Origin of the sequence: Streptomyces sp. GSL17-111, from assembly GCF_037911585.1 — a bacterium.
GTDB lineage: Bacteria > Actinomycetota > Actinomycetes > Streptomycetales > Streptomycetaceae > Streptomyces.
Map to the genome: position 1 here is coordinate 785,585 of NZ_JBAJNS010000001.1, position 12,361 is coordinate 797,945.

Below are 12,361 nucleotides of genomic sequence, written 5' to 3' on the forward strand. Positions count from 1 at the left end.
CAACCGCAACCGAACTAACGACTCAAGACACTAGGACAGGTTGCCCCCCTGCACTCAGAGCGGAGGACCATTCATGAAAAAGGAGAAGAGCCCCGTTTACCTCATGTCACTGGGGGTTCAATTGGCAAGCGCGACTGCCCTCCTCTACCTATGGATAGAAGCCCGAGAGCGCACGATCTGGTCATTTTTCTTCCTGCTTGTCGTGCTGCTGACAGTAGGCGGACTCACCTGTATCACTCAGGACGCAGCAAAACACCGAAAATGACACGCATGCCCGTCGACTTCAATCTCAGTGATGTTGGGGTGCCCCTGGCTCTCCTCCCTCCAGGTGGAGACGCCACCTTCGCGACACCTTTAGATCGACAGTCTCTTGAGCGCACCCATGCGCTGCAGCGCTGTGATGTGCTCGGCCGCGCGAATGGGGGCGGTGCCACCCCGGATGAGGGCACCGGCTTCAAGGTTGCGGCGAGCTCCGGCCTCAGTGAGGTTCGCACTGCCCAGAAAGAGGACACGCCGGTCGGCGACCGCCAACTTCGCGTGCTGACGCGCTCCCGGCTGCGACCGTGCTTGGGGTGCCCAGTGCCACAGTCGCAGCCCTGACACGGAGGTGAAGGCAGTCGCCGGCTCGGGGCCGTGCAGCAGACCGGCGGCACCGTCCAGGGTCTCCACGACGACGTGCGCCTCGACACCGCGTCCCACCGCTGCGGCCAGCGCGGTCGTAAGCGCGGCATACGGGCGTGCCGCGTACGTCATGGCCAGCAGTTCGCTCTTGGCCTCACCGATGACCTCCAGGAGGACGTGGGCCGTGGCTCGCACCGGCACTCCCGGCGTCGCGGGACCGCTCCACACGGTCCGCACATCGACCTCGTCACGACGGTGACGCCACGCTTCCACGTATCCGCGCAGATATGCCGCCGCTTCTCCCTGGGGTATGCGGACGGTCGCCATGGTCCGATACAGCTGCGATATCGCGGCGCTCGCGCCGGGGGACTGCATCACGGTCAACGTGTGCTCACGCCCTCGTCCGCGGCTCAGAAGCAAGGAGAGGTCGTGCGTGCGCTCCGCACCCAGGGCGTCAGCGACGGCATGGACCGCCTCTACGAAATTCTCCTCTGCACTGCTCATCCGAGCAGGCCGGGTGGTGTCAGGACCTGGTCCACACCGTGCTCGAGCGGTACCAGGAAACGACGGTCGAGGAAGCGATTGCCACGCTCACAGGTGGTTTCGGAGACGAACAGGCAAACGTGGCAGGCGGCGCCGTGCAGGAAGTCCTCCGGATCATGGGGCAGCCGCTCGGCACAGAGAGGGTCGGACGAACAGTGCGCCGCCTCCCGAAGTGCCCGACGCACGATACGTTCGAAGTGGGGGTTCTCGGCCAGCGAGACCAGGCCCCCCAAGGTGCCCTCCGAATCCGGCACCGCGGTGTAGATGAGAATCCCGCTCTTGGGAGCCGTCTCGTCTCCCGCGTAGATGCGCTCCGCCAGGCTCGCGGAGTTGTAGCCGCATTCCAGCGCGATGGTGCGGATCAGTAGGTGCGACAGAGTGTGCAGGGCCAGGTAGCGCTCGCCGGGCCAGCCCGCCATGGGGTCGAAGGGTCCGGTGATCCGGTCCGAGCGGCGGTTGGTCCGAAAGCGAGCGAACGCCTCCCGATGAGCGGTCATCCGGGGTGACTTCTCCATCCGTGCCACCCAGTCCGTCAGCAGATCCTCGCGCACACGCAGGAAGATCCCTTCCCCGCGAACCTCACTCGCGGGGATCCACTCCTGAGACGTGCGGGACAGCCGGACCGGGGTCGCGATATCGGGGGCCTCCGGATCCGGCGCGTCGAGCCGGGTGAATCCGATCAGGGCTCGTGCCTCACGCAGCCGCTCCACCTGCCGTACATCCGAGAAGAGTGGGCGCAGGGCGTCCGGCACCGTGACCGGAGCCAGCGCGAAGTCATCGGTCGGCGCGGCGGGTGGTGACCCGGACAGCACATCCCACTCGGGCCCGAGCAGATCGGCCTGGGCCTCCGGCGCCGTGACAGCCTGCCCGTTCTCACCCGCGTGCCGGGCCTGGATCGCGGTGAGCACGGCCGCCGCGTCGTACTCCTTGAGGAAGCCGTAACGCGGGATCCCGGCCAGGAAGTGGTACTGATCCGGCTGTGTAATGCCCTTCAGTTCGTCCCAGTGCTTCTCGACGAGCTTCCCGACATCTCCGTCCTTTCCCAGCGGCAGCGCGAGGGCGCTCAGCGTGAGCGGGAACCACTGGTTGGAGGCGCCGGCCACCATCAGGTTCGCCTCCCGATCACATCCCTCACTGTCATAGCTGCCGAGGTGAGCGTGGCGGCCGCGGCAGGCCGGGAGGTTTTGGCGCCCCCGTTCACCCATGGCGTCCCGGATGTTCCGCTTCCCGCCACAGCCGACACATTCAAGGGTGACGTTGGCCGCCTGGTTGCCACCGTGGTCCCTCATGCGCAACTTGGGGCGGGGGACCTTGGGGCATGCCCCACCGCCGTGGACGAAGGGGGTGTAGGGGAACTCGTCCAGATGGCCGGCGGTGCACACGAGGGTGAAGCGCGCGGCGACGGCCAGAGGTTTGCCGCGCTTGCAGTCGTGGACGAATTTCGCCTCGTGCGGGGCCCGTGGATTGTGGTTGACGAAGGTGAACTCCCCCGTGTCAATGGCGGCGAGCACATCGCATGCCGTACACCGCAGCCACTGGGGGAACGGAGTCACGGGGACTCCCACGCCCTGAGCGGCCCAGTCCTTGGGCGCGCTGTCGGCTCCTTCCGTCCAGGGCGCGGACCGCAGTTGAGTGACCTGGGCGCGCCCATAGAGCTGGAGCGAGCGATTGACGGCCGACCGAAGGCGCGGCTCGTCGATGTCGTAGCCGCTCAGCCCGGTGTGGCTCCAGGCTTCCAGGCCTTTGACCAGAACGGAGAAGTTGGGAAGGTCGATGAGAGCTCCCACACCGGCCGTGTACATCAGGTGGCTGGGCCGGGCCGCGCCGACCCTCCGGAAGTGGCGGTCGTTCATCGCTTTCCCTTCCCTCCAGGCGCCGGTGCCGGTGGATCTCCGTACTCATCGGCGTCCACGGGCGTAGCCGACGCGTCCCCCTCCTCGCGCCGCGAGCCGAACCGCCAGTCCGGGCCACTGCCCGCGGCTTCGTTCAGAAAGGCTCCCCCGCCCGGGAGCAACAGGTTGATCTCATTCTCCGTCTCGCGCATCGACATGGGCACAGTGAGCTCGGTCCATCCGGCACCGTCTGCCTTGCGCAGCAGCGGGGAGACCACCGTGTCCTTCCTCTTTTCCTTCCGATAGCCGAGCACGGCATTGCCGTCGCGTCGCTCGTCCCACTTCTCCTTGAGGACGTCGATGCGCTCCTTCAGGTACTGGCGGGCTCGGGTGCCGTCAACGGTGTCGGCTCGCTCCGCGCGCTCGAGCAAGCGGCGCTCGACCTCCTCCGCCAACGGGCCTTGGAGATCGAGGGAATGGGCGTCGGTGTTCCGAGAGTGCTCGTGGTGGGCCTGTCGCAGGGCTGCGACGTACGTCGCGGCTGTGCCCCGGTCCAGCGAGCGGCGGGTGAAGGGCGTGACCGAGAGTGCCTCCACCTGTCGGTAGAACGTAGCGTGATAGTGCTCGAAATCCTCGAAGTGGGCGAGGTCCCGCGGACGCGACCAGTTGTACAGGGTGACCACCAGGCCAGGGCGCCTGCGGTCACGCCCGACGCGCGAGGACGCCTGAATGTACTCAGCGGTGTTCTTGGGTTGGCCGACCACCAGCATCAGCCCGAATCGGGAAACGTCCACGCCGACCTGCAACATGGAGGTGGCGAGCACCACGTCCACCCCCTGCCGCGCGAGCGGGGTCATCCCCACGCGTGGCTCACGCTTCTCCTTGAACGCGGCGGCGTACTCACGGAGCAGGGCCCGGCGCCGCTCGGAGGTGTCGCGCTCCGGATCGAATCCGGTGTCGAGGCGCTTGAGAGTGGTGCTGATGTCGGCCGAAGAGATACGGGAGGTCAGCTCCTGGATGGACAGCATCCCGGACCTGGAAACGATGCGGTCGGCGATGGTGTCGTGCCCTTTGCGGCGGCCGTTGGAACGCACTCGCGTGGTGATGTCGTCATCCAGGTTGCGGCGCATGCCCGCGAGCTCGCGCGTGGCGTTGAAGTAGCCGACGAGGGTCATGTAAGGGTCGGCCGGTGCGCCGTAGGTGTCGAAGAGTTCCTGAGCGCCGAGCAGCAGGATTTCCGCGACACGGATCTCGGCGGCCTTCAGCCGCGTGCCGTGCGCACAGACACCGAGATAGCGGCGGCCGGGATGGTCACGTCCCAGCTGGACCTGCCGGGAGAAGAACGTGTCATGAGCGTCGAGCACCTGGGGCGGGAAGACGGCGACATCGCGGGCGAAGACACCGCGGACCTGGTCGGCGGCTCGCTTGGTGGTGGCAGTGGAGGCGATGATTTTGGGCCCCGCCTCACGCCGCGTGCCGTCGGCACCGACCACGGTCCAGGTGCAAAGCTGGTCGATGGCGGACTCGAAGAGTCCGACCGAGGTGCCGAGGGCACCGGAGATGAGGTGCAGCTCGTCCTGAATGATCAGGTCCGGGGGCCGAAGTCTGGCCACAGGCTGCGCGGTGACGGCGGGCATCTTTCCTTTGGCCGTGTGCCGGGTACGGCAACCTGTTTCACGATCCAGATCGTCGTGACGGTAGCCGTGGCGTGGACACCACTCGGTGACCCGGCCGAAGAGCAACCCGCCATACCCGTTCCACGGGAGCTGGGCGAACTTGTCGACGGTCGCGATGAGCATCGCGGGAGCCAGCCGGTAGATCTCCTCGTCGACGGTGAGCACCGGAATACCCTCCCCCGGCGCGGCGCGGCGGGAGAAGGGGCAGCGATCTTCACCCTCGCCACGCGGGCAGTACAGCAACACCCGGCGCCGGGCCTCGTCGTACTCCATGTTCTGGTGGGCCTTCAGCTCAGTGCCGCACCAGGGACAGCTGAGCACCTGGATGACGCGGGCGTGCTTGTCGCTGGCGCTCTCCTTGGCACCGGCGATCTGCTCCCTCGCCTCACCGAACCAGTTGGGCGACACCGTTGTCCCCACCCACAGGCCGATACGGAAGGGGGTGGTGCCCCAGCGGACGTCACCGGCCGCTACCGCCTCACGTCGCAGTACCTCGCAGGCGCTGACCAGCGCCGCCGCCCGTTGGAACTGCTGGGCGGTCAACAAGCGCAGGGTGTAACGCATCAGCACCCCGACACCGGCTTCGCCGCTGCGGGCCTCCGTGCCGGTGCCGATGACGCCCTGGAGACGGCGCAGCCCGAAGGTGTAGGCGGCAAGCCCCAGATACGCCTCGGTCTTACCGCCTCCGGTGGGAAAGAAGAGCAGATCGACCAGTGCCTCCCGGCCGCTGCTCCGGTGCGGGTGGTCCGGTTTGCTGAGCGAAGCGAGGTTGAGCAGGATGAAGGCGAGCTGGAAGGGGCGCCAGCTCGCGGATTCCTTGCCTTGGCCGTGAACCTCGGCGTAGGCCTGGTTGTAGGAGGCCGGGTCCTGCTCGCTCCCCGTCCGGGCAGCGGCGATGGCGGTGTTGCGCCGCTGGAGAGCCATAGCTTGATTGGCGAATCGGAACGCGTCGAGCGCGACGTCGTCGGCACGGAGCGTGTCGATTCCGAAGGCGATGCGGTGACAGACGTCCTCGGCCTGTTCCATGGCCGCCTCGGCGGAGGCCCGGAGGCCCTCGGGGAGCGAGCGTGCCTTCTCACGCTGCTGGGCGAGCCAGGAGTGATAGCCGTCGGCGAGCGGAGCCAGAGCCTCGGTCAGCTCGCTCCGGCGGGCGGGCACGGCGAGGTCGGCCAGTTCATCCATGCCGAGCTCCAGCCCGGCCAGCAGGGGCTGCTCGTCGGCCGTGGGCGCTGTGGTGTCCCGGACGTCGTACTCGGGCAACCACGTGGTGGTCAGCCGGTACGCGCGCCGTTCTCCCTGCCTGGTCCGGGCATGCACGGCAACGTTCCGCCCCTGGGCGTGGCGGAGGCTGTCCCGGTACAGCAGCCGCAGACGTCGGTCCTCGGCGTCCTCCGGCCCGTTCTCGCCGGAAGCGGGTTCCAGGGGATCATCGACGGGCAGGAAGACCGAGGCACGCTCCTCGGGGAAAGCCGTCACATCGATTTCGGTCTGAAAGAGCCAGTTTGCGTCGGGACGGTCACCGACCGTCTCGTGCAGTCTGTTGACCAGCGACAGTTCGACCACACGCAGTTCCTCGCGCCTCGCCCGGGCCGGGCGTTTGCGCACCTGGACGTCGAGGCAGACGCGTGGGCCGCCTGGCGTTCCTTCCAGGACGCGCTCAGCTCCGCCCGAGCTGTGCACGTCGATGTCCTCGCGGTGCTGCACCTGTTCGCGCGCCCAGACCCGGCGGCTGCGACCGTCCTCGGCTGGTGTCTCACGCAGCACGTAGCGGCCCCACCGCAGCGTCACAGTGAGCGTGCCGACGGAGGCCGGCACCACGAAGGACAGGCCCATGGACGACGCCCAGAGACGCCCCGCCGCCTGCGGGGTGAGCCGCTCATGCTGTTCCGCCTCGCGCTCGCCCTCGCCTCCCGGCTCCGACTCGGCCAGTTGAGCGGCGGCGCGCGCGATCTGCCGCGTGGTGCCGGCGGCCGGTTTCGGGCCGAGCATGCCGACGAGGTACCGATCACGCGGTCCTGCGGAGCGGTGCGGCAGGGTCTCCTCCTCCCCGTCCCACGGGCCGAGGAGGTCCCTGCGGATGTAGTGACCGAGGCCGTCCCGCACGTCGTAGGAATCGCCGGGCAGGAAGGTCTGCGGCACGTCGTCGATCGGGTGCGGTACGTCGGTTACAGCAGACTGAGGAGGCATAACGACAGGGGACCTTCCTGGGGAGACCAGAACGGCACGGTCAAAGTGCACCGTACTGCTCCCCACTGACACGAGTCAGGGACGCCGTCAGGTTAACTTATATGGGGCGTTGACTAAGTTCACATCATTGCAATGCAGGCAATCACCGTGATCGGATGGCGCGGATCACGGCATGCCGGACGCGGCCGTCCGCCGCGCTGTACTCCACTCGCTGGCCCTGCGGCCGCCACATCAGGGCCTGCCCCAGGGGTGATGCGGGTGAGACGCACTCGACTCCCTCACCGGCCATCTCGGCGATGGTGAACAGGCTGTCGTCCACCTCCCCGTCGAGCTCCAGCGTGAGCAGTGAGCCGGGCACCACCACCGTGGCATCGTCCGTCTCGGCACTGCCCGACACAGCGTCGAGGAAGGACCGGAGGAACGCGGCCCGCTTCTCGTACCGGTCGCGGCGCTCGCGCTGGGTCATGCGGTAGAAAACCAGGTTGGCCGGATCGACGTCCCCGGGGTCCTCGTCCGGACGGGACAGCACACGCTGGAGTTGGTGCAGTTCCCGCAGCACGCGCTGATAGCAATCGGGGGCCACTTCGGACACCGGGAATCCCTGACGGCGGCCGGTGAGCGGGGGCGGAGCCGGCTCTCCCCCCTTCGGTTCCGGCTCGGGTTCCGGCTCCAGAGCGGCGGCTTCCTCCGGGGCGTCGTACCCGGATCCGACCACCGCTCCCGTCGTCGGCGTCTCCATCGGTTCTGCCGGTTCGGACTCGATCGGCTCGATCAGCTCGATCGGCTCGGCCTCGTCCGCAGGCTGGGTCCGAACGGCGGCCTCCGCCGACTCGACGGATACGGTGGCCGGAGTCGAGGAGTCCGTCTCCGGGACCGGTTCGATGCCGAGCCGGTCCAACGCCGCCCAGACCGGGTCCATCGCCTGCTGACGGTCCCAGTGGAAGCGGCTGCCCCGCAGGCGCACAAAGGTCCAGTCCACCCGCTCGAGGTCGCGCTGGCGGGCCGCGGCCGTCGCGGCATCCTCACCCTCGGCGAACTTGTCGCCGTCACACTCGACGGCGAGCCGCCGGGTGCCGCCTTCCACGACGAGATCGATCGCGTGCCGACCGACCTGGTACTGGGGCCGGACCCGGTAGCCACGTCCGGTGAGCTCCAGATAGACGCGCTGCTGAAAGAGGTTCTCGAACGCCTCGTGACGCTGGTCGGGGTGGACCTCCCCGCTGACGACCGCCTCGGCCTCCTCGGCCGGGCGGGTGAGGTGGTCCAGGTAGGCACGGCGCAGATCGTTCTCATGGAACTGCTCGGTGGTCGCGCTGTGAAAGACCCACACCTGGTCCCGGGCCCGGGAGGCCGCGACGTTGATCCGCTGCTCGTACGTCTTGCCGCTGTAGCCGCCCCGGACACTGCCGGCAGAGGTGGTGGCGGAGTCGAGGCAGGACAGGAACATGATGTCGCGCTCGTCTCCTTGGAAGTCCTCGGCGTTCCCAACGCGGATGCGTCGGTCTTCCCGCTCCTCGTACGGCAGTCGGGCCACGAGCAGGTTCTCCAGTTCCTGGATGTGGGCCTTGCTGCTGCGCAGACTGATGACGCCCATGGTGCGGCCGGCGTAGGAGGGGTCGGCACTACACGCCACGAGCGCCGACACCAGGGCCTCGGCCTCGGCCTGGTTGACCGTACGTCCGCTGCTTCCCATCGCCTCTCCGTCGGGGACATGGACGGTGCGCACCGGGGGCAACCGGTCAGCCCCGTACTGCCGTAGCGGCAACAGGTCTCCGTTGTAAGCGAGTTCGTTGGAGAAGGAGATGATTTCCGGCATGCAGCGGAAATGCTCCTTGAGCATGAGCGTGCCCCGGCCGCCCGCGAGGGCCTCCGCGAGGTCGAAGAGGCTGGTGTCCGGCCCGAAAAGGCTCTTGCGACTGCTATCGAGGCCGGTGAGATGCTTGTCCTGCAAGCCGAAGTACTCATCCTGCCGCAACCCGACGTGGGACGGGCTGACCTGCTTGCCGTCACCCACCACCACGATGCGGTCCGCCAGCCAGGTCAGCAGCATCGCCTCCAACCCCGACTGACTGGCCTCGTCCACGATCACCACATCGAAGACCCCGGGATGCTCCATGGGCACGGTCTCGGCGACCTGGTGGAGCGGCATGATCCAGGCCGGCACAGCGGCCTGTGCGTCGCGCAGCGCTTCCTGGGCCGCCTGCCGGTAGCGGTGCTGATACTTGCCGCGGATGCGCCCGGCGGCCTGCTGATAGGCCTTGAGCGCGGTGGTCTGGTCTCCCGTCAGCACACTGAGCGATCCATGCCACGCGCGGGCGGCGGCCAGCCGACTCAACATGATGCGCACCTCGGCGTCGGCCTCGGCGAGGCGGGCGTGACACGCACGCTCCACCTCGGGGTCGGTCAGCCTCTCCAAGCGCTCCCGCCAGGCCGACCAGGCCCAGGCGTCGGCGAGTCCCACGAGCCGCTCCTCCCACTCCGGCTCATCGGGTGCCGCAACGATGCGCTTGGCCAGCGCGGGGAACCCTTCCTGGACCGGAGTGAGAGCCGACCCGTGCGCGGCCCTCAGCCGTGCCGCCTCCCGCACCTCGGCCAGTCCCCCGCACGCCGCGCGATAGGCGGCCGCGTCCACCGCCACGACCGCTTCACGGGCCAGAGCGAGGGCGGGTGAGGCGCCGGGACGGTCGGTCCACGTCCGCAGCAGGTCCTCGGCCTCGGCGATGAGACGGCGGGAGCGTTCGGCCTCGCGCAAGGTGACGCGTGCTCGCAGGAGCGCCCGCACGGCGCTCTCCACCGCACGGTCCTGCCAGGGCGCGGCGGCCAGTTCCGGCGAGGTGGCCGCCGCACTGATCACCTCGGTACGGGCCGCGCCGAGTTCCAGCAAGGCGTCGAGCGTTTCCGCGTCCTGGCGAAGCCGCGCCAGCCGTGGCCCATGGCTGCGCCAGGCGGACGTCCCTCCCCCGCCCCATTCGCTTTCGACCTGGTCGAGGGCGAGTTCGAGCCGCACTCGGGCCAGTACCTTCGCCGCGCCCTCGACATCCTCGGGTGCCCGGCCGTCCACCCGGACGCGCTCGGCGAAGGCACCCACCGCTTTGGCCAGTTTGGTGCGCGTGCCGAGTACGCCCCGAAGCCTGCGGCCCACGCTCAGCCCGTCGTGAAGAGTCGTGGCCGAGGCGAGCGCGGCCGGAGGCTCGTCGTCCTCCAGCCCGGTGACGAGTGCCGGACCGAGTTCCCCGAGTGCGGTTCCGGCGGTGTCCAGAGCGGCGGTGACGGCCTCGTGCCGCGTCCTGACCTGCCAGTCCTGGCCGACGAACACCGCTTCCAGCGCTTCCCCCACCCACGGCTCGGCAGCCGCGGCCATGGCCGCGGCACGGACACGGGCGGCGGCGAAGACATCCAGGGCGGCGTCGAGGCGCTGCTGTTCCTTTTCGGTGAGTCGGTCCACCGGCTCGTCGTATGCGGACGCGCCGGGTTCCCGGGCCGCGGCGGTGTGCGCCTCCTCCGCCGTCCGCACCACGGCGACGGCCTGCTCGAAGTCGCCCGGCGAGGGCAGCTCGGCGGGACCTGGCACCTCCGCCGCCAGGGAGCGCAGCTCGGGGGTGTACGCACGGGCCGTGTGGAGCAGCCGCAGCGCCTCCTCGGCGGTGACGGCGGGCTGTTCCTGGGGCACCGATCCGATCCAGGAATAGCTCGGCGCCTCGGCGGCCAGGCGTTCGGCGATCTCCTGGAGGCTGCCGCTGTAGTCACCGAGGTCGGCGGTGAAGCGCCGGGTCTCCTGCTCGCGCAGCGTGGCGAGTTCTTTCAGCAACTGGTGCTGGGCGTCCCGGGCGGTGGCCAATCGCGCCTCGAACCGGGCGATCTCGCTCTGCGCGTGGCGGGGGTCGAAACCGGAGTACTCGCGAAGGATGCGTTGGACCGAGGCCTCCAGTTCCCGTTGGGCCTGACGGCCGTCCTCGGTTCGGCTCACGCACAGGTCCCGTACGTCCCGGGGCAGTTTGTCGCGCAGCACCCGCAGTGCGCGCGGCGTGTGGCTGGTGATCAACACCCGCTTGCCGCGCGCGAGCAGATCGGTGACGAGGTTGGCGATCGTGTGGGTCTTGCCGGTGCCGGGTGGCCCTTGGACGACGACCAGCCGGTTCTCCCGCAGCCGTTCGGCGATGGTGCGCTGCTCCTCGTTGGCGGGAAGGGCGAAGTACACCTCACCCGCCGTGCCGTCCGGTGCCCGCCGGTCGGCGGCGGTGAAGGCGCCTTCCGCGCCCGCCAGGTAGCGGAGCAGCTCGGTGGGCCGCTCACCGCCCTCGATGCGTCCGGCGATTCCCGACAGCGCCTCAAGCGTGGCGCGCCCGGTCCGTTCACGCAGCACGAGCGCCGGGGTGAAGCCGACGACGGGGGTGTCCAGCGTGTGCGGTCGCTGAAGCGCACCGTCGCGCTCGTACCGGCCGGCGCTGTGCGCGGCGTTGACCCAGCTTTCCAGGGCCGTGTGCAGGCACTCCAGATGCTCCGACCGGGTGGCGTCCGCCGCCTGCTTCAGCGCCTCGCGGATCTCGTCGTAGACGTCCTGGGGAACGTGCTGGGCGGCGTCCAGCATGGACTGTTCCAGCTGGAGGCCCAGCGTGCCACCGTCCGGCGCGGCGGTCAGCGTGCCGGTGGCGGAGTCGAGGTGCAGGGTCGCCCGGTGGGTGACGAGGTGCCGTTCCACCCGGGCGCCGTCCGGGGAGCGCCAGGTGAGGCGCCCGAAACCGAGGACGAGCTCGAAGGACTCGCCAAGGTTCCGTGCGTCGTCGTGCATCTTGTGCAGCCGGTCGTACAGACGCACCAGCGGGTCGACGTCCCGGCGGCGCTCCGCCCACTGGTACCAGCTCGCCTTCCACGCCGCGTAGCGCTGCTCGATGTCCTTCCGGTCGGGATGGTCGGCCAGCTTGGTGTAGGTCTTTTCGAGGCTGACGCCCCAGGTGCCCTCCGGAGGCGCAGCCTCCCTGCTGCGGCGCAGGTCAGGGGCGTGCCGCGCGGTGAAGTCGCGTACCCGGGCCAGGTCCACCCAGTCGGTGAGCGATGACGGGAGCGTGGGCGGCTCGTCGAGTCGGGGGCGCCGCACGGTCAGCCACGCCGGCTCGCTCCCCGCGTCCTCGGTCCACGGCAGACCGGTGACCCTGGGGTCGTCGGGCAGATCGGCGAACCAGACCACCCCCAGCGCTCCGTCCAGTGTGCGCACCGGGCGCACCCGCGACTCCTCCGCCGCGGCCAGGAACCGAAAGATCTGACGGATGCGGGCCGACTCGTCCGAGGTCCGGCCGGCCTTCCGCGGGTGCGGGAGGGGTCCGGTCCTGTCCGGGTCGGGATGAGCCGAACCGGCCTCTTCCGTAACGCTGTCAGCCTCGTCGTGCGCGCTCATGGATCACCCCACCCGTGCGGTCCGCCATCACCTGGCGTAGGAAGCCCTCATCGCAGCTCCCCGGAGCACCCGTTCGACGGCGCGCGACGGCACCCGGGCAACTCTGTGAA

5 protein-coding genes are annotated in these 12,361 nt (G+C 69.2%); 1 reads left to right on the forward strand and 4 read right to left on the reverse strand.

Going from position 1 to position 12,361, the window contains the following annotated elements; translation table 11 throughout:
* Positions 1-73 precede the first annotated feature (73 nt).
* A complete protein-coding gene (locus V6D49_RS03330) occupies positions 74-265 on the forward strand; it encodes a hypothetical protein (protein WP_340556950.1) in 192 nt (63 codons plus the stop codon).
* Between the two features lie 89 nt (positions 266-354).
* Here V6D49_RS03330 and drmC read toward each other — a convergent pair whose 3' ends face one another.
* The 4 genes from drmC to V6D49_RS03350 form a co-directional block, all read right to left on the reverse strand.
* Entirely contained in the window at positions 355-1,125 is a 771-nt protein-coding gene (drmC, locus tag V6D49_RS03335; RefSeq protein WP_340556952.1) for a DISARM system phospholipase D-like protein DrmC, read from the reverse strand.
* The gene (locus V6D49_RS03340; protein ID WP_340556954.1) at positions 1,122-3,017 is read right to left on the reverse strand and encodes a DUF1998 domain-containing protein; all 1,896 of its coding nucleotides are present in this window, start codon (positions 3,015-3,017) and stop codon (positions 1,122-1,124) included. The genes drmC and V6D49_RS03340 overlap by 4 nt, the downstream gene beginning before the upstream one ends.
* The gene (gene drmA / locus V6D49_RS03345) at positions 3,014-6,811 is read right to left on the reverse strand and encodes a DISARM system helicase DrmA (protein WP_340556956.1); all 3,798 of its coding nucleotides are present in this window, start codon (positions 6,809-6,811) and stop codon (positions 3,014-3,016) included. Before drmA ends, V6D49_RS03340 begins: the two co-directional genes overlap by 4 nt.
* Positions 6,812-7,001: 190 nt before the next feature.
* Positions 7,002-12,071 carry an AAA domain-containing protein gene (locus V6D49_RS03350; protein ID WP_340556958.1) on the reverse strand — a complete coding sequence of 1,690 codons (5,070 nt, stop codon included), beginning with the start codon at positions 12,069-12,071 and terminating at the stop codon, positions 7,002-7,004.
* Positions 12,072-12,361: the final 290 nt, after the last annotated feature.